Annotated in this window: 24 protein-coding genes; 18 read left to right on the forward strand and 6 right to left on the reverse strand. The window is 60.1% G+C overall.

Going from position 1 to position 24,094, the window contains the following annotated elements:
• Positions 1-108 precede the first annotated feature (108 nt).
• The gene (locus ACKUG4_RS13325) at positions 109-1,596 is read left to right on the forward strand and encodes a helicase HerA-like domain-containing protein (RefSeq protein ID WP_445434178.1); all 1,488 of its coding nucleotides are present in this window, start codon (positions 109-111) and stop codon (positions 1,594-1,596) included.
• Between the two features lie 11 nt (positions 1,597-1,607).
• Here the strand turns inward: ACKUG4_RS13325 and ACKUG4_RS13330 are convergent, their stop codons facing one another.
• On the reverse strand, positions 1,608-2,063 hold the full coding sequence (locus ACKUG4_RS13330; protein WP_085610816.1) for a DUF721 domain-containing protein: 456 nt from the start codon (positions 2,061-2,063) through the stop codon (positions 1,608-1,610).
• Positions 2,064-2,370: 307 nt separating this feature from the next.
• Between ACKUG4_RS13330 and secA the strand changes: the two genes are divergently transcribed.
• From secA to ACKUG4_RS13350, 4 genes are all read left to right on the forward strand, one after another.
• A complete protein-coding gene (secA, locus tag ACKUG4_RS13335) occupies positions 2,371-5,109 on the forward strand; it encodes a preprotein translocase subunit SecA (RefSeq protein ID WP_064599018.1) in 2,739 nt (912 codons plus the stop codon).
• A gap of 122 nt (positions 5,110-5,231) precedes the next feature.
• Positions 5,232-6,449: a bifunctional glutamate N-acetyltransferase/amino-acid acetyltransferase ArgJ gene (gene argJ, locus ACKUG4_RS13340; protein WP_039765981.1), complete on the forward strand. Its 1,218-nt coding sequence runs from the start codon at positions 5,232-5,234 to the stop codon at positions 6,447-6,449.
• A 62-nt stretch (positions 6,450-6,511) separates the two neighbouring features.
• A complete protein-coding gene (locus ACKUG4_RS13345) occupies positions 6,512-7,144 on the forward strand; it encodes a glutathione S-transferase family protein (RefSeq protein WP_221397998.1) in 633 nt (210 codons plus the stop codon).
• The gene (locus ACKUG4_RS13350; RefSeq protein ID WP_445434179.1) at positions 7,141-8,085 is read left to right on the forward strand and encodes a Nudix family hydrolase; all 945 of its coding nucleotides are present in this window, start codon (positions 7,141-7,143) and stop codon (positions 8,083-8,085) included. Before ACKUG4_RS13345 ends, ACKUG4_RS13350 begins: the two co-directional genes overlap by 4 nt.
• Positions 8,086-8,221: 136 nt before the next feature.
• On the opposite strand, the gene ACKUG4_RS13355 is transcribed toward ACKUG4_RS13350, so the two are convergent.
• Genes ACKUG4_RS13355 through ACKUG4_RS13365 form a run of 3 tightly spaced genes read right to left on the reverse strand, consistent with a single transcriptional unit; the run spans position 8,222 to position 11,809 of the window.
• On the reverse strand, positions 8,222-8,806 hold the full coding sequence (locus ACKUG4_RS13355; protein WP_064599015.1) for a cob(I)yrinic acid a,c-diamide adenosyltransferase: 585 nt from the start codon (positions 8,804-8,806) through the stop codon (positions 8,222-8,224).
• 3 nt (positions 8,807-8,809) lie between these two features.
• Positions 8,810-10,846, reverse strand: a complete 2,037-nt coding sequence (locus ACKUG4_RS13360) for a sensor histidine kinase (protein ID WP_039765991.1) — start codon at positions 10,844-10,846, stop codon at positions 8,810-8,812.
• A 45-nt stretch (positions 10,847-10,891) separates the two neighbouring features.
• A complete protein-coding gene (locus ACKUG4_RS13365) occupies positions 10,892-11,809 on the reverse strand; it encodes a putative 2-dehydropantoate 2-reductase (RefSeq protein WP_236190290.1) in 918 nt (305 codons plus the stop codon).
• A 140-nt stretch (positions 11,810-11,949) separates the two neighbouring features.
• Here ACKUG4_RS13365 and ACKUG4_RS13370 point away from each other — a divergent pair, with 140 nt between their 5' ends.
• Both ACKUG4_RS13370 and ACKUG4_RS13375 read left to right on the forward strand, forming a co-directional pair.
• Entirely contained in the window at positions 11,950-12,435 is a 486-nt protein-coding gene (locus ACKUG4_RS13370; RefSeq protein ID WP_011335651.1) for a YajQ family cyclic di-GMP-binding protein, read from the forward strand.
• 138 nt (positions 12,436-12,573) lie between these two features.
• Complete coding sequence (locus ACKUG4_RS13375; protein ID WP_064599011.1) at positions 12,574-13,413, forward strand: mechanosensitive ion channel family protein; 840 nt, start codon at positions 12,574-12,576, stop codon at positions 13,411-13,413.
• A gap of 123 nt (positions 13,414-13,536) precedes the next feature.
• On the opposite strand, the gene ACKUG4_RS13380 is transcribed toward ACKUG4_RS13375, so the two are convergent.
• A complete protein-coding gene (locus ACKUG4_RS13380) occupies positions 13,537-14,883 on the reverse strand; it encodes an OprD family porin (RefSeq protein WP_064599009.1) in 1,347 nt (448 codons plus the stop codon).
• 75 nt (positions 14,884-14,958) lie between these two features.
• Here ACKUG4_RS13380 and ACKUG4_RS13385 point away from each other — a divergent pair, with 75 nt between their 5' ends.
• From ACKUG4_RS13385 to ACKUG4_RS13395, 3 genes are all read left to right on the forward strand, one after another.
• A complete protein-coding gene (locus ACKUG4_RS13385) occupies positions 14,959-15,312 on the forward strand; it encodes a hypothetical protein (RefSeq protein WP_143492867.1) in 354 nt (117 codons plus the stop codon).
• 462 nt (positions 15,313-15,774) lie between these two features.
• Positions 15,775-16,200, forward strand: coding sequence for an HIT family protein (locus ACKUG4_RS13390; protein WP_236190284.1), 426 nt, complete (start codon positions 15,775-15,777; stop codon positions 16,198-16,200).
• Between the two features lie 3 nt (positions 16,201-16,203).
• Positions 16,204-16,410, forward strand: coding sequence for a SlyX family protein (locus ACKUG4_RS13395; protein WP_039766003.1), 207 nt, complete (start codon positions 16,204-16,206; stop codon positions 16,408-16,410).
• 84 nt (positions 16,411-16,494) lie between these two features.
• Here the strand turns inward: ACKUG4_RS13395 and ACKUG4_RS13400 are convergent, their stop codons facing one another.
• A complete protein-coding gene (locus ACKUG4_RS13400; RefSeq protein WP_445434180.1) occupies positions 16,495-17,097 on the reverse strand; it encodes a cold shock domain-containing protein membrane protein in 603 nt (200 codons plus the stop codon).
• A 308-nt stretch (positions 17,098-17,405) separates the two neighbouring features.
• Between ACKUG4_RS13400 and ACKUG4_RS13405 the strand changes: the two genes are divergently transcribed.
• The 8 genes from ACKUG4_RS13405 (at position 17,406) to ruvB (ending at position 24,029) form a co-directional block, all read left to right on the forward strand.
• Positions 17,406-17,876: a Dps family protein gene (locus ACKUG4_RS13405; protein WP_007951212.1), complete on the forward strand. Its 471-nt coding sequence runs from the start codon at positions 17,406-17,408 to the stop codon at positions 17,874-17,876.
• A 245-nt stretch (positions 17,877-18,121) separates the two neighbouring features.
• Positions 18,122-18,469: a ribbon-helix-helix domain-containing protein gene (locus ACKUG4_RS13410; protein ID WP_085610809.1), complete on the forward strand. Its 348-nt coding sequence runs from the start codon at positions 18,122-18,124 to the stop codon at positions 18,467-18,469.
• Positions 18,470-18,582: 113 nt separating this feature from the next.
• Positions 18,583-18,804, forward strand: a complete 222-nt coding sequence (locus ACKUG4_RS13415) for an FmdB family zinc ribbon protein (RefSeq protein ID WP_007951210.1) — start codon at positions 18,583-18,585, stop codon at positions 18,802-18,804.
• A gap of 108 nt (positions 18,805-18,912) precedes the next feature.
• The gene (gene aspS / locus ACKUG4_RS13420; protein ID WP_064599001.1) at positions 18,913-20,688 is read left to right on the forward strand and encodes an aspartate--tRNA ligase; all 1,776 of its coding nucleotides are present in this window, start codon (positions 18,913-18,915) and stop codon (positions 20,686-20,688) included.
• A 124-nt stretch (positions 20,689-20,812) separates the two neighbouring features.
• Positions 20,813-21,559, forward strand: a complete 747-nt coding sequence (locus ACKUG4_RS13425) for a YebC/PmpR family DNA-binding transcriptional regulator (protein WP_003227527.1) — start codon at positions 20,813-20,815, stop codon at positions 21,557-21,559.
• Between the two features lie 157 nt (positions 21,560-21,716).
• On the forward strand, positions 21,717-22,244 hold the full coding sequence (ruvC, locus tag ACKUG4_RS13430) for a crossover junction endodeoxyribonuclease RuvC (protein ID WP_007962095.1): 528 nt from the start codon (positions 21,717-21,719) through the stop codon (positions 22,242-22,244).
• Positions 22,245-22,358: 114 nt separating this feature from the next.
• Positions 22,359-22,967, forward strand: a complete 609-nt coding sequence (gene ruvA, locus ACKUG4_RS13435) for a Holliday junction branch migration protein RuvA (RefSeq protein WP_007951205.1) — start codon at positions 22,359-22,361, stop codon at positions 22,965-22,967.
• Entirely contained in the window at positions 22,968-24,029 is a 1,062-nt protein-coding gene (ruvB, locus tag ACKUG4_RS13440) for a Holliday junction branch migration DNA helicase RuvB (protein ID WP_445434181.1), read from the forward strand.
• Positions 24,030-24,094: the final 65 nt, after the last annotated feature.

Raw genomic sequence — 24,094 nt, forward strand, 5'->3', positions numbered from 1 at the left:
CAGGTATTTCCGCTTCTCCTTAGGGAAATCTCCGATGCGGATGTCAGTCGCATCTGTCACCTTTAGCTATCGGCCATGCTCGACAAAGATTAACCATTGGGTGACCAAATGCCTGACTCCTTGCAACTCGTAATCGGCGCCGACCTCGCCGGGCAACCGATCGCCCAGGCCATGCGCCTGGCCAACCGTCACGGGCTGGTGGCCGGGGCCACCGGTACCGGCAAGACCGTCACCTTGCAGCGTCTGGCCGAGGCGTTCAGCGACGCCGGCGTCGCGGTGTTCGCCGCCGACGTCAAGGGCGACCTGTGCGGCCTCGGTGCTGCCGGCAATCCCCAGGGCAAGATAGCCGAGCGCATCGCCGGCATGCCGTGGCTCAATCACAAGCCTCAGGCGTATCCCGTGACCTTGTGGGACATTCACGGTCAGTCCGGTCATCCGTTGCGCACCACGCTGAGCGAAATGGGCCCGCTGCTGATCGGCGCCCTGCTGGAGCTGACCGACAGCCAGCAGTCGGCACTGTATGCAGCGTTCAAGGTGGCGGATCGCGAAGGCCTGTTGCTGCTGGATCTTAAAGACCTGAAAGCGCTGCTCAATCACCTCAAGGACAATCCGCAGCTGCTGGGCGAAGACGCGGCGCTGTTCACCACCGGCTCCAGCCAGGCGCTGTTGCGGCGTCTGGCCACGCTGGAGCAGCAGGGCGCCGAGGCGTTGTTCGGCGAGCCGGCGCTGCAACTGGAGGACATTCTGCAGCCGACCGCTGACGGTCGCGGGCGCATCCATTTGCTCGACGCCAGTCGTCTGGTGCATGAAGCGCCGAAGGTCTACGCGACCTTCCTGCTGTGGCTGCTGGCCGAGCTGTTCGAGCAATTACCGGAACGCGGCGATGCCGATAAACCGTTGCTGGCATTGTTTTTCGATGAGGCGCATTTGTTGTTTGGCGACACGCCCAAGGCTTTGCAAGAGCGCTTGGAGCAAGTGGTGCGGCTGATCCGTTCCAAAGGCGTGGGCGTGTATTTCGTCACCCAGTCGCCGGGCGATCTGCCGGACGACGTGCTGGCGCAACTGGGGCTGCGGATCCAGCACGGCCTGCGCGCGTTCACCGCCAAGGAACAGAAATCCCTGCGGGCGGTAGCGGATGGCTTCCGGCCGAATCCGGCGTTCGACACGTTATCGGTGCTCACCGAACTCGGGATCGGCGAGGCTTTGGTCGGCACGCTGCAAGAGAAGGGCACGCCGGAAATGGTGCAGCGGGTGCTGGTGGCACCGCCGCAATCACGAATCGGGCCGTTGACCGAGACCGAACGTACGGTGTTGATTGCCGGTTCGCCGTTCAAGGGGCGTTATGACAAGCCGATCGACCGGGAGTCGGCCTATGAAATTCTGATGGGCCGCAAGGGGCTGGGACCGGAGGCGGAAGCGGCGCCGAGCAAACCGGCGATTGAGGAGCCGAGCCTGGCGGACAAGGCCGGAGAGTTCCTCGGGACGGCGGCGGGGCAGGCGCTCAAGTCTGCGATGCGCCAGGCGGCGAATTCGCTGGGTAAACAGTTGGTGCGCGGTCTGATGGGGTCATTGCTCGGGGGCAGCAAACGCCGCTAATCAACCAAGGCTCAGGGTTTAGGTTTGGCGTGGGCGGCCAGTCGTTCCAGTGCCGCTCGCAGATTCGGATCGCTGATCCCGTCGGCGGTAGCCTGGATGGTCGCCGCCGCATCCGTCGACAGGTCGATCGTCGGCCCGTTCGCCTCGCGCTGGAGGGTCGGTGGCCGCACGGCGAATTTGATCCGTGTCAGATTGGCGAACTCATCGAACATCTGCAGTTGCCGTTGCAGGCGTTTCTGCTGATAGCGCAGGCGCGTAGCCCAATGGCCGTCGGTGACGATCAGCAGCAGCTCGCCTTCGCGCCACTTGGCCACGTGGCAGTGCGCGCGGGCGGCAGGTTGCAGCTGGCTTTCGAGCAGACGTTGCAGATGGGCCAGACGCTGGGCATGACCGAGGATGGCTTTCAACGGCCTGGCTTCGCGTAGCAGAACGGCGGGCGCTCTGGCTGTGAGAGGGCGAAATGCCATGATCTAGGACCTGAAGTGACAGAGGCGCCATGGTAGCAGATGGCACCCATTTCACTCGCCCATTGCTTTTGTCCCTGCTTTGCCCATTAAATCAACGACTAACTTCTTCGCTGTACGGCTTGAAGTTGAGCAAAACGCCCCTATTTTAAGTGAGCCCCGTCAAAGCGCAGTGCCAGCATCGTGGAATATCCCCACTTTCCTCACCACCGTTTCCGGGTAGAATGCTCGTTCGCATGCGGCCATGAGGGCTGCACGGGCGACTCACGGGGCCGCCCTCCATCCCTTTAGTGTGGAAGATCCTGCCGATATGTTTGCGCCTTTGTTAAAGAAACTTTTTGGAAGCAAGAACGAGCGTGAAATCAAACGCATGCTCAAGACGGTGCAGCTCGTCAATGCCTTCGAAGAGAAGATGGTCGCCCTCTCGGACGATCAACTGCGCGCCAAGACCGCAGAGTTCAAGGACCGCATTGCCAAGGGGGAGACCCTCGACAAGCTGTTGCCCGAAGCCTTCGCGGTCGCCCGTGAAGCCGGCAAGCGTGTCATGGGCATGCGCCACTTTGACGTCCAGCTGATCGGTGGCATGACCCTGCACGAAGGCAAGATCGCCGAAATGCGCACCGGTGAGGGCAAGACGCTGGTGGGTACTCTGGGCGTTTACCTCAACGCGCTGTCCGGCAAGGGCGTGCACGTTGTGACCGTGAACGATTACCTGGCCCGCCGCGACGCCAACTGGATGCGTCCGCTGTATGAATTCCTCGGTCTGAGCGTCGGCATCGTGACGCCGTTCCAGCCGCCGGAAGAGAAGCGCGCCGCCTACGCCGCCGACATCACCTACGGCACCAACAACGAATTCGGGTTCGACTACCTGCGCGACAACATGGCGTTCAGCATGGAAGAGAAATTCCAGCGCGAACTCAACTTTGCCGTGATCGACGAAGTCGACTCCATCCTCATTGACGAAGCGCGTACCCCGCTGATCATTTCCGGTCAGGCCGAGGACAGCTCCAAGCTGTACATCGAGATCAACAAGCTGATCCCGAAACTCAAGCTGCACGTCGAAGAAGTCGAAGGCGAAGTCACCCAGGAAGGCCATTTCACCGTCGACGAGAAGACCCGTCAGGTCGAACTCAACGAAGCCGGTCACCAGTTCATCGAAGAGCAACTCGCCAGTGTTGGCCTGCTGGCTGAAGGCGAGAGCCTGTACTCGGCGCATAATCTGGGTCTGCTGACTCACGTTTACGCCGGCCTGCGTGCGCACAAGCTGTTCAACCGCAATGTCGAATACATCGTGCAAGACGGCCAGGTCGTGCTGGTCGACGAGCACACCGGTCGCACCATGCCGGGTCGTCGTCTGTCCGAAGGCTTGCACCAGGCCATCGAAGCCAAGGAAAACCTGAATATCCAGGCCGAAAGCCAGACTCTGGCATCGACCACGTTCCAGAACTACTTCCGTCTATACACCAAGCTGTCCGGCATGACCGGTACCGCTGATACCGAAGCATTCGAATTCCACCAGATCTATGGTCTGGACGTTATGGTCATTCCGCCGAACAAACCGTTGGCCCGTAAGGACTACAACGACCTGGTGTTCCTGACCGCCGAAGAGAAATATGCGGCGATCGTCAACGACATCAAGGAAAGCATGGCTGCCGGTCGTCCGGTGCTGGTGGGTACTGCGACCATCGAAACCTCCGAGCACATGTCCGCATTGCTCGTGAAGGAAGGCATCGAACACAAGGTTCTGAACGCCAAGTTCCACGAAAAAGAAGCTGAAATCATCGCGCAGGCCGGTCGTCCGGGCGCACTGACCATCGCTACCAACATGGCCGGTCGTGGTACCGACATCCTGTTGGGCGGCAACTGGGAAGTTGAAGTCGCGTCGCTGGAAAACCCGACCCCTGAACAGATCGCCCAGATCAAGGCCGACTGGCAGAAGCGTCACCAGCAAGTGCTGGAGTCCGGCGGTCTGCAGGTGATCGCTTCCGAGCGTCACGAATCCCGTCGTATCGACAACCAGCTGCGTGGCCGTGCCGGCCGTCAGGGTGACGCCGGTTCCAGCCGCTTCTACCTGTCGCTGGAAGACAGCCTGATGCGTATCTTCGCCTCCGACCGGGTGAAGAACTTCATGAAAGCCCTGGGCATGCAGCCTGGCGAAGCGATCGAACACCGCATGGTGACCAACGCCATCGAGAAGGCACAGCGCAAGGTTGAAGGCCGCAACTTCGACATTCGCAAGCAACTGCTCGAGTTCGACGACGTCAACAACGAACAGCGTAAAGTGATCTATCACATGCGTAACACGTTGCTGGCTGCGGACAACATCGGCGAAACCATCGCTGACTTCCGCCAGGACGTGCTGAACGCCACCGTCAGCGCGCACATTCCGCCGCAATCGCTGCCAGAGCAGTGGGACGTGGCCGGTCTGGAAGCGTCGATCGCCAGCGACTTCGGCGTGAAACTGCCGATCCAGCAATGGCTCGACGAAGACGATCACCTGTACGAAGAAACCCTGCGCGAAAAGCTGATGAACGAGCTGATCGCCGCGTACAACGAAAAAGAAGACCAGGCTGGCGCCGAAGCCCTGCGCTCGTTCGAGAAGCAGATCGTGCTGCGCGTTCTGGACGACCTGTGGAAAGACCACCTGTCGACCATGGATCACCTGCGTCACGGTATCCACCTGCGTGGTTATGCGCAGAAAAACCCCAAACAGGAATACAAGCGCGAGTCCTTCACGCTGTTCTCCGAGCTGCTGGATTCGATCAAGCGCGACTCGATCCGTGTGCTGTCGCACGTTCAGGTTCGCCGCGAAGATCCGGCCGAGGAAGAGCAACGCCTGCGTCAGGAAGCCGAAGCACTGGCCGCCCGCATGCAGTTCGAACACGCTGAAGCGCCAGGTCTGGATCAACCGGAAGCACTGGTCGGTGAAGAGGTCGATGTGGCCCTCGCCACCGCCCCGGTGCGCAACGAGCAGAAGCTGGGCCGCAACGAACTGTGCTACTGCGGTTCGGGCAAGAAATTCAAGCATTGCCACGGGCAGATCCAGTAAAACCCGTTTCAATCGCTGAAATACCCGCGCCGCGACCGGCACCAGCCGTCGCGGCGTTTTGCCATTTACACCACCGTCACTACGCTTGGCGGTGCTGACATCATTGAGTAAGGAGCGCATTCATGGCTGTTGGTCTTGGTCCTTTGCCAACGTTGCACCCGGTTGCCGGTTTTGAACTCGGTATCGCTTCGGCCGGCATCAAGCGCCCGGGGCGCAAGGATGTCGTCGTGATGCGTTGCGCCGAAGGTTCCACCGTGGCGGGCGTGTTTACGTTGAACGCTTTCTGTGCAGCGCCGGTGATCCTGGCCAAGAAACGCGTGCAGAACGCTGTGCGCTACCTGTTGACCAACACCGGCAATGCCAACGCCGGCACCGGCGAACCGGGCCTGGCTGCTGCCGAGCGCACCACCGCCAAACTGGCTGAATTGACCGGCGTGGATGCCAGCCAGATCCTGCCGTATTCCACTGGCGTGATCGGCGAGCCGCTGCCGGTCGAGAAGATCGAAGGCGCCCTGCAGGCCGCGCTGGACGACCTGTCGGAAAACAACTGGGAAGCCGCCGCCACCGGCATCATGACCACCGACACGCTGCCAAAAGGCGCCAGCCGCCAGTTCCAGCATGACGGCGTGACCATCACCGTCACCGGCATCAGCAAGGGCGCGGGCATGATCCGTCCGAACATGGCGACCATGCTCGGTTACATCGCCACCGACGCCAAAGTCTCCCGCGACGTGCTGCACAACCTGATCCTGGACGGCGCCAACAAGTCGTTCAACCGCATCACCATCGACGGCGACACCTCGACCAACGATTGCTGCATGCTGATCGCCACCGGCAAGGCTGCGCTGCCGGAAATCACCCGTGCCGAAGGCGAGCTGTTCACCAAGCTGAAACAGGCCGTGTTCGAGGTGTGCATGGACGTGGCCCAGGCCATCGTGCGTGACGGCGAAGGCGCGACCAAGTTCGTGACCGTTGAAGTCAACGGCGGCGGCAATCACCAGGAATGCCTGGACGTCGGCTACACCGTGGCCCACTCGCCGCTGATCAAGACGGCACTGTTTGCGTCCGACCCGAACTGGGGCCGAATCCTCGCTGCCGTTGGTCGGGCCGGCGTGCCGGATCTGGATGTGAGCAAGATCGACGTATTCCTTGGCGAGGTGTGCATCGCCAGCCGTGGCGCCCGCGCCGCGACTTACACCGAAGCCCAGGGCTCGGCGGTGATGCAACAGGAAGAAATCACCATCCGTATCGAACTGGGGCGCGGCGATTGCAGCGAAACCATCTGGACCACCGACCTGTCCCACGAGTACGTGAAGATCAACGCCGAATACCGCACCTGATCCCTGCCGAAGAAGGAGGTCTGCGGACCTCCTTTTCTTCTGTCCCATGAAAGGACCCGAACATGAGCCTTCACCTGATCATCGGCGACAAACTGCTTTCCTCCTGGTCCCTGCGCGCGGCACTGGCGCTTGAACTGACCGGCGCGCCCTACACCGAAGAACTGGTCAAACTCGGCAAGCCCGACACCCGCGAGCGGTTGCTTACCCATTCGCCGACCGCCAAGGTGCCGCTGCTGAAAACCGCCCGCGGCACCATTGCCGATTCGCTGGCGATTGCCGAATACCTGGCCGAACAGTTTCCTTCCGAGCAACTCTGGCCGACCGATATCTTCGCCCGAGCCCAGGCGCGATCCGCCTGCGCGCAGATGCACAGCGGCTTTTTCGCCATGCGCAACCACATGCCGTTCAACCTGAGCCACGACGCACCGCTCAATCCGGTGCCGCCGGAAGTGAAGGTCGATGTCGAGCGCATGCTCGCGCTGTGGGCCGAATGCCGTGCTGTCGCGACCGAACCGGGGCCTTACCTGTTTGGTCGGGTGTCGCTGGCCGATGCGTTCTTCGCCCCGATTGCCGTGCGTCTGCGCACCTATCAGGTCAAGCTGCCGGCCGACGATCAAGCCTATGTTGAAACCGTCTACCAATGGCCAGCCTTCAAGGCCTGGCAAAAGGCCGGACTGGAGGAATTGCAGTCGTGAAACGTGTACACGTCGCCGCCGCCGTCATTCGTGATGGCAGCGGCAAGATTCTGATCGCCCGGCGTGCCGATACCCAGCATCAGGGTGGCCTGTGGGAGTTTCCCGGTGGCAAGGTCGAAGCCGACGAGTCGGTGCAAACCGCGCTGGCCCGCGAGCTGCAAGAAGAGTTGGGCATTGTCGTTGGTGCCGCTCGGCCGCTGATCAAGGTGCGTCATGACTACCCGGACAAGCAGGTGTTGCTGGATGTCTGGGAAGTGTCGAGCTTCACCGGCGAACCTCATGGTGTCGAAGGCCAGCCTTTGGCCTGGGTTTCCGCCAGAGCGCTGACGGATTACGAATTCCCGGCGGCCAACCAGCCGATCGTCGCGGCTGCGCGTCTGCCCGCTGAATACCTGATCACCCCGGAAGACCTGGAAACCCCGGCCTTGCTGCGCGGTATCCAGAAGGCGATTGCCGGCGGTATCAAGCTGATCCAGCTGCGTGCGCCCAATGGTTATGACCCGAAGTACCGCGATCTGGCGGTGGATGCGGTCGGCCTGTGCGCCGGCAAGGCGCAGTTGATGATCAAGGGCCCGTTCGAGTGGCTGGGCGATTTCCCGGCCGCCGGCTGGCACATCACCTCGGCACAGTTGCGCAAGTATGCGGCTGCGGGGCGTCCGCTGCCGGCGGAGCGCTGGTTGGCGGCGTCCTGCCACAACGCGGAAGAACTGGCACTGGCCGAGCAGATGGGTGTGGATTTCGTCACCCTGTCGCCGGTGCAACCGACCCTGACTCACCCGGATGCGCAGCCGTTGGGCTGGGAGCAGGCGTCGACGCTGATCGAAAGTTTCAGCAAGCCGGTGTTTCTGCTGGGCGGAGTCGGACCGGCGGAGCGTGAAAAAGCGTGGAATGCCGGGGCTCAGGGTGTGGCGGGGATTCGGGCGTTCTGGCCTGAGGCCTGATTCTTTATTGAGGCTGATGTCCCTTCGCCAGCAAGCCCGCTCCCACGGTTGATTGCATTGCCGCAGGAGGAACTCGATCAACTGTGGGAGCGGGCTTGCTCCGGGCGGCGTTCCGACGAAGACGTCCTGACAGTCGCTACTGATCTGAAGGTTTCGCCGCCGGCTGCCACAGGATTTCTGCAACACCCTGGCGCCGCGCAATCAACCTCGCCGCCACAAACAACAGATCCGAAAAGCGATTGATATACGCCAGGCCAACCCCGGCCAACGGTTCGATCGCATTCAAATGCTGGCAACGCCGCTCGGCACTGCGCGCCAGGCTGCGACAGACATGGGCCTGGGCAATCAGCATCGAACCGCCCGGCAGAATGAAATTCTCCAGCGGCCCCAATTCTTCATTCCAGACATCAATAGCGGCTTCCAGCCGTTCGATTTCTGCTGTGTTCAATGCCTGATACTCCGGCATCGCCAGTTCACCGCCAAGGTCGAACAAACGGTGCTGGCAGGGCACCAACACATCGATCAACTCATTCAGCCCTGGGCAGGTTTCGCGCTCGGCGATCAATCCGGCCAGCAGCACGCCGACCTGACTGTTCAGCGTATCGACCTCGCCAATGGCCTCGATGCGCGGGTGATCCTTGGGTACCCGGCGGCCGTCGCCCAGTCCGGTTTCGCCCTTGTCGCCAGTGCGGGTGTAGATTTTCGACAAGCGAAAGCCCATGGTTTACCTCGGTAGTTGATTGGTTTCGGCGGCGATGGGCGCCGGTTGCGCCAGCGGCAGACGCAGGGTGAAGCAGGTGCCTTGCCCTGGCGCCGACTGCACTTCCATCTGCCCTTTGTGGTTGTTGGTGATGATGAAGTACGACACCGACAGCCCGAGGCCCGTGCCCTGGCCGATTTCCTTGGTGGTGAAGAACGGCTCGAAGGTGCGCTTGCGCACGTTCTCGCTCATGCCGATGCCGTTGTCCTCGACCTGAATCTCGGCCCATGGCGGATTGAGCCGGGTGCGCAGGGTGATTCGCCCTGGCTCGCTGTCATCTTCGCGCTGGTGGATCGCCTGCGCGGCGTTTTTCAGCAGGTTCAGCAGCACCTGTTCGAGTTCGTTGGCAGTGCCGGGCACCGGGCCCAGCGCCGGGTCGAACTGGCGAATGATCGCCTGCCCCTTGAAGTCGAAGCCGATGGCCAGGTCAAAGTCGTTACCGGCGATCTCCACGGCTTGATCGATCAGCGCCGGCAGGTCGCACGGCGCCATCTGGCGGTTGCTGCGGCGACTGAAACTGAGCATGTGCGTGACAATTTTCGCCGCCCGCGCGCCGGCCTGCTGGATGCCGTCGAGCAGTTGCGGGACTTCCCGGCCTTGCAGGTAGCGGTTCACGGTATCGAGTTCGATGCCCAGTTGCTCGGCCTGCTCGAGGTTCTTCGGTAGGTCTGGCGACAGGCGTCGGCGGATGTTCTGCACGTTGTGCAGGATCGCCCCCAGCGGGTTGTTGATTTCGTGGGCCATGCCGGCGGCGAGGCCGCCGACCGACAGCATTTTCTCCGACTGCACCATCATTTCTTCCAGTGACAGGCGCTGGGTGATGTCGTCGATGCGGATCACCACGCCGCGCCCGGCGCCGCCCATCAACGGATAGAAGGTCAGGGCGTAGTGCTTGGGCTCGTCGTCCTTGAACCACGTCACCCGCTCGATTTTCGCCACCGTGTGCTGTTCGACGGTCTGCTTGAGTTGCGGGAGGAACGGCTTGAGCGGCTCGAACGCGAGGAAGATCGGCTGGTTCAGCGCTTCGTCCAGCCGGGTACCGGAAAGGGCGCTGGCCTCCTGGTTCCATTGCGTGACATAGAGCTGTTCGTCGAGGGCGATCAGCGCCGAGGGCATGGAGTCGATGATGCTGTTGAGGTAGTTCTGGAACCCGGTGAGTTTCTTCTCGATCTTGCTGCGCACCTGGACTTCCAGCTCCAGCTTGCGGTTGGTGTGGCGGGTTTCTTCTGCCAGACCCTGGGCCTGATCGTAGGCCGCCTGGGAGTCGTCGCGGGCGCGCTTGAGTTGCTGCTCCCGGGCCTCGATACGCGAAAGCATGGTGTTGAACGCTTCAGCCAGACTGCCGATTTCGTCATGGTTGCCCCGGGAGGCACGCAGGGCGTAGTTCTCTTCGCGGGTGACCTGGCGGGACAGTTCTTCGAGCTGATGGATCGGCCGGGTGATCAGGCGTTTGATTTGCCGGGCGATAACCAGCCACAGCAGCACACTGAAAATCAGAATCCCCAGACTCGCCGTGAGCGTGCCGGTGTAGAACGCCACCGGCAGCTCGCTGCTGGCCACCAGTAACAGATGGCCTGGCGCAGTGCCGGGGCGGGGCAGGGTGATGAGTTGGTTGCTGCGAAACTCGGTCAGTTGCCAGGCTTCGATGTGCCGGTAGCGTTCCGGCAGGTTGAGTTTGTCGCCGTGCTGCAACTGCGCCAGGCGTTCACCTTTGCCGTCGTACAGAGCCGCGGCACGCAGCGGGGAATAGCTGTCGAGCTCCTTGAGCAAACGCTCGGCGCTTTGTGGCGACTGCAAGGCGTCGGCCACCAGGCTCGGGTTCGACACCAGCCGGCCGATGGTCTGCAACGCCTGGGGCGCCATGCTTTCCTGGGAAATGTAATAGGCGGCGCTGATAAAGGTCAGGTTGGCGACCAGCAACACAGTGGTCAACAGCACCAGCAGAGCGGCCAGCAGTTTCTGGCCGACCGGCAGGTTTTCAAGACGCTGGCGCAATGGCATCAGGTTTATCGCAGCAAAGGAACAAGTGGCCAGCGTAGCCGCTGCTCAGTCGACGGGCAATCCGAGACTGTGCAGATGAGCGCTCAGGCGCTCCTGCAATTGCTTGAGATGAGGCAGGTTCAACTGATGACGCTCTGCAACCTTGCAGGCGTGGCCGAGCAGATAACTGATCTCGGTGCGGCGTTTACTGGCCACGTCCTGATACATGGACGAGAAATTCGCCGCCGTGGCCTGGATCACCCGTTCGACTTCCTGTTGCAGGTTGTCCGCCGCGGTCGGTTGCCCGCAGCGTTCGAGCAGTTCGGTCAGTTCGCCGCACAGGGTGGCGACCTCGCAGTGATGTTGCTGCAAGCCGCCGTTGCGGCAGTCGTGCAGCACCGTCAGCGGATTGATTGCACAGTTGAGTGCCAGCTTGCGCCACAGACGGGTGAGGATGTCGGCGCTCCATTCATGGGGGATTTTCGCCGCCTCGAGATCGTCCAGCCAGATCGGTGCTACCGGATGACCGGCGTCCCCTAGCCAGGTGTAGCCATGGCCTGCGAACACCACGCGCCAGTCGCCGTCGCGAAAAGCGCCTTCGGTGCTGGAGGCGCTGATACAGCGGGCCTGCGGGACTCGCGCGGCCACGGCTTCCTGGCTACCGAGGCCGTTCTGCAAGAGGATCAGTTCGGCGTCCGGTGCCAGGCGATGGGCAAGCCCGGCTACGGCCTTTTCGGCGTCGTAGGCCTTGCAGGCCACCAGCAGGCGGCGGATCGGTTCGGGGCTGTCCGGGGTTTCGCCAGGGATGGCGTAGCTGCTGGCCACGCCTTGCTCGACGAGGGTCAGGCCGCCCGCCGTCGCATAGTCGTGCAAGCGGTCAATGTCGCGCAGGATCAACCGAACCGGCAGGCCGGCCCGGGCCAGGCGTGTGGCCCAGAGCGTGCCGAGACTTCCGGCGCCGAGGACGTGCCAGGGGGTGGACATCAGTTTTTCACTCGGTAAGGTACTGGCATGCAAGGCTCGCCGTGTCGGTGGGAAAAGACCCGTTATAATGAGCCCGATTTTAACCGCAAGCCAAGCGCGCCGCGTCCCGTACGAGCGCGCCTTTTTATTGGAGAACTTACATGCCGTCGTTCGACGTGGTATCCGAACTGGACAAACACGAACTCACCAACGCGGTCGAGAACGCCGTGAAGGAACTCGATCGTCGTTATGACCTGAAAGGCAAGGGCAGCTTCGAATACAAGGAAAAGGACTTGACCGTCCACCTGACCGCTGAAGCCGATTTCCAGCTGGAAGCGATGATTGAGATCCTCAAGCTGGCCCTGGTCAAGCGCAAGATCGACGTGCAGTGCCTGGAAGTCAAAGACTCCTTCGCTTCGGGCAAGCTGATGAAGCAGGACGCCGTCCTCAAGGAAGGCATCGACAAGGAACTGGCGAAGAAAATCGTCGGCCACATCAAGGAAGCCAAGCTCAAGGTGCAGGCCGCCATTCAGGGCGAGCAGGTGCGTGTGACCGGCAAGAAGCGTGACGACCTGCAGGAAGCCATCGCGGCCCTGCGTGCCAAGGAATTTGGCATGCCACTGCAGTTCAACAACTTCCGCGACTAAGCTTTTCGGTCGGGAACCTCTCGGCGTTTAATGCGTCCGAGGCCCAAGCAACGGCAGAAACGATTGAGCCCTGTTCGGTTCGGTCTTTCTGCCGCTGGTTTTTTACAGCCCGGGAAGCCGGCAATCAGGAGAGAAAAGATGGATTTGAATGCTGAGGTGGACAACCTGGTCAAGGCATCCCAGGCGTGGATTCCGATGATCATGGAATACGGCAGCCGTGTGCTGCTGGCGGTGATCACCCTGGCCATCGGCTGGTGGCTGATCAACAAGGTCACGCAAAAGCTCGGCGGCCTGCTGGCCCTGCGCAATGCCGACCTCGCGCTGCAAGGTTTCATCAGCAGCCTGGCCAACATCATTCTCAAGGTGCTGCTGATCGTCAGCGTGGCGTCGATGATCGGCGTCGAGACTACCTCGTTCGTCGCGGCAATCGGTGCGGCCGGCCTGGCCATCGGTCTGGCGTTGCAGGGCAGCCTGGCGAACTTCGCCGGCGGCGTGCTAATTCTGCTGTTCCGTCCGTTCCGCATCGGTGACTGGATCGAAGCTCAGGGTGTGGCGGGTACCGTCGACAGCATCCAGATTTTCCACACCGTGCTGCGCACTGGCGACAACAAGACCATCATTGTCCCGAACGGAAACCTGTCGAACGGCATCATCACCAACACCAACCGTCAGCCGACCCGCAAGGTTGTGTTCGACGTAGGTGTGGATTACGAAGCCGATCTGCAAAAGGCCCGTCAGGTGCTGCTGGATCTGGCCAAGGATGAGCGCGTTCTGCAGGATCCGGCACCTCAGGCCGTTATTTCGACACTGGGTGACAGTTCGATCACTGTTTCCCTGCGCGTTTGGGTTAAAACTGCGGATTACTGGGATGTGATGTTCATGTTTAACGAACAGTCGCGTGATCGTTTAAAGACTGCAGGCATTGATATTCCTTTTCCACAACGAGTGATTCGTGTGGTTCAGGAATCGGCAGTGTAATGATAGGTTGCTAATTAATTGCCTGACTTATCGGTCAGGCATCTATTACAAGTGACAGGCAATAAAAAAGGCCCATCCGAAGATGGGCCTTTTTGTTTTGTTACCGCAACTAACTCGGTGCGATTACAAAATCGACAGCGGGTAGTCGACGATCAGACGGAACTCTTTGGTATCGCCTTCGCCTTCGTCGGCGTTAGCGAAGTGCCAGGCTTGACGAATACGGAAGGACAGGTCTTTGGCCGGGCCAGACTGAACTACGTATTTGGCTTCGAAGTTGGTTTCGTTGTGTTTGCCATCTTCGCCATACAGACCAGCGTAGGCGCTGCCTGCTGGAGTGTGGGTGCCGTCGATGTCCCAGCCTTTAACGTAGCGGGTCATGAAGCTCAGACCTGGAACGCCGTACTCGGCCATCTTGATGTCGTAACGGATCTGGGCAGACTTCTCGCCCGGGGCGTTGAAGTCAGAGTACTGGATGGAGTTGGCGAGGAAGATCGAGTCGCCGCCACGGTTGTTCTTGCCCACGCCGATGTAGTCGAACGGAGTGTCGCCGTTGACCTTCTGGAAGGCCAGGGTGATGGTGTGCGCTTTCAGGAACGAGAGAGCGGTGGCCAGGGAGAACGCGGTGTTGCTGATGTCACCGGCTTTCGCGCTACCGGTGTCGGTGGTGCGATAGATGTTGAAGTCGGTGTTCAGCGAGGTGTCACCACCGAACGGAGTGGTGAGGTTCACGTTGGCGTAGTACTGGTTCCAGATGTCTTCCAGTTTGGCGCCGTAGAGCGATGCGCTCAGGTTTTCGGTGATGCCGTACTTGCCACCGAAGTAGTCGATGGTGTTGGCTTCAACGCCGGCGTAGGTCGCGTACAGACCGCCTTCACGGGAGTTGCGGTCCTGGCTGGTTGCCGAGTAGAAGTGACCGGCTTCGAGGTCAAGGTCTTTGATCTCGCTGCTCTGCAGTTGGAAACCGCTGGCAGTTTGCGGAAGGATACGGGAGCCGCCGACAGCGAACACCGGAGCGGTGCTAGGCTGCATGTCACCGATTTTCAGCTCGGTTTTCGATACGCGGAACTTGATGGCAGCGCCGGCTTTGCCTTGGCTGTCGTCAGGGTCGCGGGAACCGTTTGCATTGAATTCGTTGCTGCGGCTCATGTTGCCGGAGCCGCTGGTGCCGGCGCCGCCGTCCAGTTTGATGGCCAGGTAGCCGAACGCATCAACGCCGACGCCAACAGTACCTTGGGTGTAACCGGAGCTGAAGTTGCCCCAGATACCCTGGGTCCAGTCTTTAACGTCACGGGCACCGTCTTTGTTGTCACGGTTGAAGTAATAGTTGCGAATCAGCAAGTCAGCTTTCGCGTCTTCAACGAAGCCTTTCGCTTCAGCCTGGTCACTTACAAACGGGGCGGCCGTAGCCATTTGAGTACTGGCTGCTGCAGCAACTGCCAGTGCGATCATGCTCCACTTCATCACGCGCATCGTGATTTGCTCCTTTGGTTTTAGAAGAGTACTGCCGTCCCACCTGTTTTATTATCTGGGCGGCTCTTTCTTTTTGTGTCGGCGCAAACTTATATCACGCCGACCATGTTGGCGATACTTGCGAATCCAACCTTTCAGCTTCTTTACGAGCGTGTCGCAAACGGCTTGGTAGATGTCGCAAATTTACAGTCCAAATGCAATGGGACTGACAACTTCAGCGCTGTTTTACAGAGCTTGAGCATCGGTAAAAAAGAGTCCCTTGGCAAAACGCTTGAATCTCCATCGGGCAACCCTGCCACTGTTTTTATGGGGCTCAAGGCATCCACTTCTTGTGGTGCGCTTATAGTCCATATGGGTATGAATGCAACAAGCGTGCACAAACCGCTGAATTGTTCCGGTTTTTTTCAAGGTGCTCGTCTGATGCTGTAAAAACCTCATAAAACCGGGGGCTTCGAGGGCCTTTCGAACAGGCTTGACGCCATCCTTCGCATGGTGTTGCTCCCTGAAAGTCGCAGCGCGACAACCAAAAACGTTACCGGTTCACCCCGTCAGTGAGTATTCGGCGGATGCCCGACGCACTGAGCGTAGACGTGCTGTGCGGTTTTGGTGCAAAAAATTTCAATGGCTGTACTGAATTCATACAGTTGAGCGGTTGAAGGGCCGTAAACGCCACGATATGACCCGGTCCTTGCGCCGTGTTCATTGGCAGGTTCCGTACTGGTGCGCTCGTGCTGCAAATGGCTCATTCCGGGGCGCTGGAAATCCTTGCAGTAGCGCATTCGCCGTGAAGGACTCCACAATCGCAGGTATGCTGCCGTCCAGTCGTTTGGCGCGCTGCTTTCGCAGTGGGGCGCTAAGCTGAAAACAGGTCAACCGCCGGGAGTGCGCGCAGTGTTTGCTTTAGATTCACGACTTCAACAGGACACCCTGACCATCGGCGATTTCCCGCTCTGCCGACTGCTGTTGTCCAACGATGCCAACTACCCGTGGTTCATCCTGGTGCCACGCCGCGACGATATCAGCGAGTTGTTTCAGTTGGATGTCGCCGACCAGCAGCGCTTGTGGCAGGAAACCACAGCCCTGGCCGAGGTACTCAAGGACTCCTTCGACGCCGACAAGATGAATGTCGCGACCCTGGGTAATGTTGTCAGCCAACTGCATATGCATGTCATCGTGCGTAAACGGGACGATGCCGCCTGGCCGGCGCCGGTCTGGGGTAAGCACCCCGCCAAGCCTTACAATGCCGAGCAAGTGGCCGCGATCCGCGAGCGCCTGCGTCTGGTGCTGGACGACGATTTCACCTTTCTGGAGGGCTGAGTCATGAGCCTCGAACAACGTGTTACCGAGCTGGAAAGCCGCCTGGCGTTTCAGGACGACACCATTCAGGCATTGAACGATGTGCTGGTGGAGCAGCAGCGGGTGGTTGAGCGTCTGCAATTGCAGATGGCAGCTGTACTCAAGCGTCAGGAAGAGATGGTCGGCCAGATCGGATCCTTTGAGGAAGATGCGCCGCCGCCACACTATTGAGAGGTGTGCGGGCATGCTCCCGTGAACAAAAAAAACCGCGAACAGCCAGGCTGTTCGCGGTTTTTTATTGCCGGGAGGCGTGAATCAGCGACGCGGCAGGGCGGCGATCACGTCTTCGGCCTGCAGGCCCTTGTCACGGTTCATCACCGAGAACTCCACGCGCTGGCCTTCGACCAGAACGCGGTGGCCTTCGCCACGGATGGCGCGAAAGTGCACGAAAATATCATCGCCGGAATCCCGGGAGATAAAGCCGAAGCCCTTGGAGGTGTTGAACCACTTGACGGTGCCGGTATCGCGGTTGCTCATGTCGTAGCTTTGCGTAGCGGCGGCCGGTGAGGATTTATAAAAGCTGACGGCCAGGTGCAGGACCACGGCAATCAGTGCAATCACCAGGCTGAACAGTACGGCTGGCTGGCCGGCGATGACAGGCATCGGCGCGATCAGGGTCAGGGTTTGCAGGACGACGGTCAGGACCAGCAAGGCGCTGACCAGGTTTTGCAGATGCTGGCGCGGACCTTTGTTCCAGCAAGGGATGACTGGCGCAAGGATCAGGTTCAGCAGGCCGAAAAAGGCCAGGTAAAGTGCATCGGGTTGTTGCAGGTAAGGTACCGCTTCGGACTTCAGGCTAGGTATGAAGGACAGCAGCAAGGCTGCTGCGCCCATTAGCAGGTGGACGATTTTCAACATTTTTATTGACTCACGTTATGACGGCTCACAAGGAAGAGCTGAAGGCGCACGGTTCGCTTCGGAACAATAAAGAGGCGTTGGACACGTACCCGGCATCAGCCTATGCGCAGGCCCGGAAAACGGGGCGTAGCGACACACTGCCTATTTAACAGCAAAGCCTGCGGGTACTCAAATTACGCCGGCCAGCGGCAGGCGTCGGACGATTTGTCGCGTCTATCGGGGTCATGCGGGGGCTGCGGGGCGGGGGTGGCCTTGCTACAGTGCAGCGGCACCTGTTGGATGAATTCAATCGCCTTTAGGGGGTAAACATGGCAATCGATATCGGTATCAGTGAAGAAGACCGCAAATCCATCGTCGAAGGGCTCTCGCGCCTTCTGTCGGACACCTACGTGCTGTATCTGAAGACCCACAACTTCCACTGGAACGTCACCGGGCCGATGTTCCGGACCCTGCATCTGATGTTCGAGGAGCAATACAACGAACTGGCCCTGGCGGTGGATTCGATTGCCGAACGTATCAGGGCCCTGGGTTTTCCCGCCCCGGGCGCGTACGCGACCTATGCGCGGCTGTCTTCCATTAAAGAGGAAGAGGGGGTGCCGAGTGCCGAGGACATGATCAAACAATTGGTCGAGGGTCAGGAGGCAGTCACTCGCACTGCGCGGGGGATATTCCCCCTGCTGGATAAAGTCAGCGATGAGCCGACCGCCGACCTGCTGACTCAGCGTATGCAGGTTCACGAGAAAACCGCGTGGATGTTGCGCGCACTGCTCGAGGCCTGACGGCGGAAGGCGCACGGACTCACTTCATTCGTTCGCTGTTCTCTTTTTTGCCCGGAAAAGTCATTCGCGAATGTAGGAAGCAAGGAAGACGCCCCACCGCTCCATGATCCTCCGTATCGCGTTGGCTTATCCTACGCGGATGGTCAAAAAGTCATCTGGATCTGCCTTTGCGCCTGCGCTTTTAATGAGGTCACAGGATGTTGCCTTGAAAACAAGCGCAGAAATGGCAAAGGAGTGTCAACGATATGGAAGGTGGAGACAGGCGAATAGAGATCGCTGGCGGTTCGCAGCAAGAGAAAATCGTGGAGCCCTTTCTCGGCGGATTCGACATGGAGTTGATCCGGCCGTCGTCCCGATCGGTACGTTTGAACGGGTTCGCGACCTGCATGCGGCTGGAGCAGGTTTACTGGAACATTCTGGGCCGGATGGCCGAGGACAATTGCTGTTCGGTCGGCACGCTGTTGTCCCGCGTTGATCGTGAAGTGCACCTGCGCCATGGCGGGGTGAAAAACTTCAGCGGTCTGGTGCGGGTGGTGTGTGTGGTGCACGGCCTGCGGGATTCTCCCGGGATCAATAACGGGGGGTGTCACTGACGAGACGGCCTGTGCAGTCTTCCGGCTGCACAGGCCGCATTTAATGGCTATAATCCCGCCCTTTCGCCGCACAGCCCTGCGCGTGCTGGCAATCTGATTGCCGAGACAACCCCATGCCGATGTACGATTACCAATGTGCTTCCTGTGGTCATCAGTTGGAAGCCATTCAAAAGATCAGCGACGCACCACTGGTCGATTGCCCTGCCTGCCAGGCGCCGGAACTCAAGAAGCAGCTGTCCATGCCGGGCTTTCGCCTCAGCGGCAGTGGCTGGTACGAAACCGATTTCAAGACCGGCGCGAAGAAGAACCTGGCCGGTGGCGACAAATCTGACTAGGGTTCAGACCCAGGTCGAACGACACGCGCGAGTTTCCACAAGTTGCACAGTGCTTGAGTGCAGCGGAATCTCCACCGAATTTCGAATTACGAGAAGCGAACCACTACCATGATGCGCAGCCATTATTGCGGCCAACTGAACGAAAGCCTGGAAGGCCAGGAAATTACCCTTTGCGGATGGGTTCACCGTCGTCGCGACCACGGCGGGGTGATTTTCCTCGATATCCGTGATCGTGACGGTCTGGCCCAGGTAGTGTTCGATCCGGATCGCGCCGAGAGCTTCGCCGCCGCCGATCGCGTGCGCAGCGAATACGTCGTGAAGATCACCGGCAAGGTGCGTCTGCGTCCGGCCGGTGCCACCAACGCCAACATGGCGTCGGGCATGATCGAAGTGCTGGGCTACGAGCTGGAAGTGCTGAACGAGTCGGAAACCCCGCCGTTCCCGCTGAACGAGTTCTCCGACGTCGGCGAAGAAACCCGTCTGCGTTATCGCTTCCTGGACCTGCGTCGTCCGGAAATGGCCGAGAAGCTGCGTCTGCGTTCGCGCATGACCACCAGCATCCGTCGCTACCTCGACGAAAACGGCTTCCTCGACGTCGAAACGCCGATCCTGACCCGTGCCACGCCAGAAGGCGCGCGCGACTACCTCGTACCGAGCCGTACCCACGCCGGTTCGTTCTTCGCGTTGCCGCAATCGCCGCAGCTGTTCAAGCAACTGCTGATGGTCGCCGGCTTCGACCGTTACTACCAGATCGCCAAATGCTTCCGCGACGAAGACCTGCGTGCCGACCGTCAGCCTGAGTTCACTCAGATCGACATCGAAACCAGCTTCCTCGACGAAAAAGACATCATGGGCCTGACCGAAGGCATGATCCGCAACCTGTTCAAGGAAGTGCTGGGTCTGGAATTCGGCGAATTCCCGCACATGACGTTCGAAGAAGCCATGCGCCGTTACGGTTCCGACAAGCCGGACCTGCGTAACCCGCTGGAGCTGGTCGACGTGGCCGATCAACTGAAAGAAGTGGATTTCAAGGTCTTCAGCGGCCCTGCCAACGATCCGAAATGCCGTATCGCCGCACTGCGCGTTCCAGGCGGGGCGAGCATGCCGCGCAAGCAGATCGACGACTACACCAAGTTCGTCGGCATCTATGGTGCCAAGGGCCTGGCGTACATCAAGGTCAACGAGCGTGCTGCCGGTGTTGACGGTCTGCAATCGCCGATCGTGAAAAACATCCCGGAAGCCAACTTGAACGTGATCCTCGATCGCGTCGGTGCAGTCGACGGCGATATCGTGTTCTTCGGCGCCGACAAGGCCAAGATCGTCAGCGAAGCCCTGGGCGCGCTGCGTATCAAGCTCGGTCACGACCTCAAGTTGCTGACCTGCGAGTGGGCACCGATGTGGGTCGTCGACTTCCCGATGTTCGAAGAGAACGATGACGGAAGCTTCTCGGCGCTGCACCACCCGTTCACCGCGCCGAAGTGCTCGCCGGAAGAGCTGGAAGCCAACCCGGCGGGCGCTCTGTCCCGTGCCTACGACATGGTGCTGAACGGCACCGAGCTGGGTGGCGGTTCGATCCGTATCCACCGCAAGGAGATGCAACAGGCGGTGTTCCGTCTGCTGGGCATCAACGAAGCGGAACAGGAAGAGAAGTTCGGCTTCCTGCTCGACGCCCTGAAATACGGCGCGCCGCCGCACGGTGGTCTGGCCTTCGGTCTGGACCGTCTGGTAATGCTGATGACTGGCGCCCAGTCGATCCGTGAAGTGATCGCCTTCCCGAAAACCCAGAGTGCTGCCGACGTGATGACGCAGGCGCCGGGTGTAGTGGATGCCAAGGCATTGCGCGAATTGCACATTCGTTTGCGCGAAACGCCAAAGGCCGAGTAAGACGGGCCTGAAGGCGCATCTTCGGATGCGCCTTTTTTCTTTCTGCAGTGATTGAAAACAAGATTTTTTTGCTGGCCGATGCGAATGCATGGCGGGCATTGTTCAAGAGAATTCGGAGCGAGTTATGGCAGGTCATTCCAAGTGGGCGAACATCAAGCACCGCAAAGAACGCCAGGATGCCAAGAGAGGCAAGATTTTCACCAAGTGGATCCGCGAACTGACCGTGGCGGCCCGTCAGGGCGGCGGTGATCCGGGCTCCAATCCGCGTCTGCGTCTGGCGCTGGACAAGGCGCTGGGCGCCAACATGAGCCGGGACATCATCGACCGTGCCGTGGCCCGTGGCGCCGGCGCGACCGAGGCCGACAACGTTGAAGAACTGACCTACGAAGGTTACGGCCCGGGTGGCGTGGCGGTGATGGTCGAGTGCATGACCGACAACCGCAACCGTACCGCAGCGGCAGTGCGCCACGCGTTCAGCAAGTGTGGCGGCAACCTCGGTACCGACGGTTCGGTGGCGTATCTGTTCGAACGCAAGGGCCAGATCAGCTTTGCACCGGGTGTCGACGAAGACGCACTGACAGAAGCGGCACTTGAAGCCGATGCCGACGACGTGGTCAGCCACGAAGACGGCTCTATCGACGTGTTCACCTCGTTCACCAGTTTCTACGCAGTGCGCAATGCCCTGGAAGCTGCTGGCTTCAAGGGTGATGACGCGGAAATCGTCATGCAGCCGACCACCAGCGCCGAACTGGACCTGGAGGGCGCCGAGAAGGTGCTCAAGCTCATCGATATGCTTGAGGATCTGGATGACGTGCAAAACGTCTATTCCAATGCGGACATTCCGGAAGACGTGGCCGCTCAGTTAGGCTAAGAGCGGCTAGGCTTCACGGTGGGAGCGGGCTTGCTCGCGAAGGCGGGGTGTCTCCAGCATTGATGCTTGCTGATACGCCGCCTTCGCGAGCAAGCCCGCTCCCGCATTGGTTATTTGATGTTTTGATTTTTGTGTTTTTACCGAACCCGCAGGCGTTATGACTTTAATTCTAGGTATCGACCCCGGCTCGCGTATCACCGGTTACGGGATTGTTCGCGATACCGGACGCGGCGGCTGCATCTACGTGGCATCGGGCTGCATTCGTACCGGCGCTGGCGAGTTGCATGAACGTCTGCAGATCGTTTATCGCGGCGTGCGCGAAATCATCCAGACCTACGGTCCGGTCACCATGGGCATCGAAAAGGTGTTCATGGCGAAAAACGCCGATTCGGCGCTGAAGCTCGGGCAGGCCCGGGGGGCCGCTATCGTTGCCGGCGCCGAAGAATGCCTGGAAATCGCCGAGTACACGGCCACCCAGGTCAAGCAGGCCGTGGTCGGCACGGGTGCCGCTAATAAAGAGCAGGTGCAGATGATGGTCATGCACATGCTCAAGCTGACCAGCAAACCGCAAATCGATGCATCGGATGCCCTGGCCATTGCCATTTGTCATGCCCACACACGCTCCAGTCTGTTACCGCACGGCTTGGGAACGGCACGCAGTCGTGGCGGGCGCCTGCGTCTCTGATAGCATCAGCATCAATTTTCCTGAAAGCGGATTTTTGCGCCTGGGTCGTCGGCCCGAAATCCGCCTTTCGACAGTCGCCAGCCCACGGCTGGCCAACGCTCAAGGATCTGAAACGTGATTGGACGCTTGCGCGGCACTCTGGCTGAGAAACAGCCGCCGCACCTGATTCTGGATGTAAACGGCCTCGGGTATGAGCTGGAAGTGCCCATGACCACCCTTTATCGTCTGCCGTCGGTCGGTGAACCGCTGACCTTGCACACCCATTTGGTCGTACGCGAAGACGCGCAGTTACTCTATGGTTTTGCCGGCAAGCGTGAGCGAGACTTTTTTCGCGAGTTGATCCGCCTCAATGGTGTGGGGCCGAAACTGGCCCTGGCCTTGATGTCGAGTCTGGAAGTCGACGAACTGATCCGTTGCGTGCAGTCCCAGGACACCTCGGCGCTGACCAAGGTGCCGGGCGTGGGCAAGAAAACCGCCGAGCGTCTGCTGGTCGAACTCAAGGATCGCTTCAAGGCCTGGGAAACCTCGCCGGCCATGTTCGCCCTGGTGCCGAACCAGCCGGACGGCCCGGCGCCGGTCAATACCGCCGAGAACGATGCGGTCAGCGCGCTGATTTCCCTAGGCTACAAGCCGCAGGAAGCGAGCAAGGCGATTTCCGCGATCAAAGAGAAAGGCCTGAGCAGCGAAGACATGATTCGACGCGCCCTGAAGGGAATGATTTAAGTGATTGAAGCTGATCGTCTGATCGCCGCCACGCACAGTTCGCGTGAGCGCGAAGAAGTCCAGGATCGGGCGATACGTCCCGTCAGCCTGGCCGAGTACATCGGCCAGCCGACCGTTCGCGAGCAGATGGAACTGTTTATCCAGGCCGCCCGTGGCCGTAGCGAATCCCTCGATCACACCCTGATCTTCGGTCCGCCGGGGCTGGGTAAAACCACGCTGGCCAACATCATCGCTCAGGAAATGGGCGTGTCGATCAAGAGCACTTCCGGTCCGGTGCTGGAGCGTCCGGGGGATCTGGCGGCGCTGTTGACCAATCTTGAGCCGCACGACGTGCTGTTCATCGATGAAATCCATCGTCTGTCGCCGATCGTCGAAGAAGTACTGTACCCGGCCATGGAAGATTTCCAGCTCGACATCATGATCGGTGAAGGGCCGGCGGCGCGTTCGATCAAACTCGATCTGCCACCGTTCACCCTGGTCGGTGCAACCACGCGGGCGGGCATGCTGACCAACCCTTTGCGTGACCGTTTCGGTATCGTCCAGCGCCTCGAGTTCTACAGCACCGCTGACCTGGCGACGATTGTCAGCCGTTCGGCGAATATCCTCGGTTTGCCGCTGGATCCGGAAGGATCTTTCGAGATTGCCCGCCGCGCCCGTGGCACGCCGCGGATCGCCAACCGTCTGCTGCGCCGGGTGCGGGATTTCGCCGAAGTCCGGGCCAAGGGCCACATCACCAAGTCCGTCGCGGATCTGGCGCTGAACCTGCTGGACGTCGACGAGCATGGTTTCGATCATCAGGACCGGCGTCTGCTGTTGACCATGATCGAGAAGTTTGACGGCGGCCCGGTGGGCATCGACAGTCTGGCGGCGGCGATCAGCGAAGAGCGCCACACCATTGAAGACGTGCTCGAGCCGTACCTGATTCAGCAGGGCTACATCATGCGTACGCCGCGGGGCAGGGTGGTGACCCGCCACGCGTACCTGCATTTTGGTTTAAACATTCCGACACGAATGGGCGAAATGCCCGTGGTAGACGAGTTTCTCGATGCCGTGGACGATTGATACACATTTATTGTCGATTTATTCAGCGTTTGTACTGTCACAGGACGGTACTTTTGCGGTAAAGC

The organism is Candidatus Pseudomonas auctus (assembly GCF_048654275.1).
Classification (GTDB): Bacteria; Pseudomonadota; Gammaproteobacteria; order Pseudomonadales; family Pseudomonadaceae; genus Aquipseudomonas; species Aquipseudomonas pharyngis.

Bases quoted from the DNA above. Each gene is read 5' to 3' on its own strand.
- ACKUG4_RS13325 (WP_445434178.1), top strand. From the start codon at position 109: ATGCCTGACTCCTTGCAACTCGTAATCGGCGCCGACCTCGCCGGGCAA.
- ACKUG4_RS13330 (WP_085610816.1), bottom strand. From the start codon at position 2,063: ATGGCATTTCGCCCTCTCACAGCCAGAGCGCCCGCCGTTCTGCTACGC.
- secA (WP_064599018.1), top strand. From the start codon at position 2,371: ATGTTTGCGCCTTTGTTAAAGAAACTTTTTGGAAGCAAGAACGAGCGT.
- argJ (WP_039765981.1), top strand. From the start codon at position 5,232: ATGGCTGTTGGTCTTGGTCCTTTGCCAACGTTGCACCCGGTTGCCGGT.
- ACKUG4_RS13345 (WP_221397998.1), top strand. From the start codon at position 6,512: ATGAGCCTTCACCTGATCATCGGCGACAAACTGCTTTCCTCCTGGTCC.
- ACKUG4_RS13355 (WP_064599015.1), bottom strand. From the start codon at position 8,806: ATGGGCTTTCGCTTGTCGAAAATCTACACCCGCACTGGCGACAAGGGC.
- ACKUG4_RS13360 (WP_039765991.1), bottom strand. From the start codon at position 10,846: ATGCCATTGCGCCAGCGTCTTGAAAACCTGCCGGTCGGCCAGAAACTG.
- ACKUG4_RS13365 (WP_236190290.1), bottom strand. From the start codon at position 11,809: ATGTCCACCCCCTGGCACGTCCTCGGCGCCGGAAGTCTCGGCACGCTC.
- ACKUG4_RS13370 (WP_011335651.1), top strand. From the start codon at position 11,950: ATGCCGTCGTTCGACGTGGTATCCGAACTGGACAAACACGAACTCACC.
- ACKUG4_RS13375 (WP_064599011.1), top strand. From the start codon at position 12,574: ATGGATTTGAATGCTGAGGTGGACAACCTGGTCAAGGCATCCCAGGCG.
- ACKUG4_RS13380 (WP_064599009.1), bottom strand. From the start codon at position 14,883: ATGCGCGTGATGAAGTGGAGCATGATCGCACTGGCAGTTGCTGCAGCA.
- ACKUG4_RS13395 (WP_039766003.1), top strand. From the start codon at position 16,204: ATGAGCCTCGAACAACGTGTTACCGAGCTGGAAAGCCGCCTGGCGTTT.
- ACKUG4_RS13400 (WP_445434180.1), bottom strand. From the start codon at position 17,097: ATGTTGAAAATCGTCCACCTGCTAATGGGCGCAGCAGCCTTGCTGCTG.
- ACKUG4_RS13405 (WP_007951212.1), top strand. From the start codon at position 17,406: ATGGCAATCGATATCGGTATCAGTGAAGAAGACCGCAAATCCATCGTC.
- ACKUG4_RS13410 (WP_085610809.1), top strand. From the start codon at position 18,122: ATGGAAGGTGGAGACAGGCGAATAGAGATCGCTGGCGGTTCGCAGCAA.
- ACKUG4_RS13415 (WP_007951210.1), top strand. From the start codon at position 18,583: ATGCCGATGTACGATTACCAATGTGCTTCCTGTGGTCATCAGTTGGAA.
- aspS (WP_064599001.1), top strand. From the start codon at position 18,913: ATGATGCGCAGCCATTATTGCGGCCAACTGAACGAAAGCCTGGAAGGC.
- ACKUG4_RS13425 (WP_003227527.1), top strand. From the start codon at position 20,813: ATGGCAGGTCATTCCAAGTGGGCGAACATCAAGCACCGCAAAGAACGC.
- ruvC (WP_007962095.1), top strand. From the start codon at position 21,717: ATGACTTTAATTCTAGGTATCGACCCCGGCTCGCGTATCACCGGTTAC.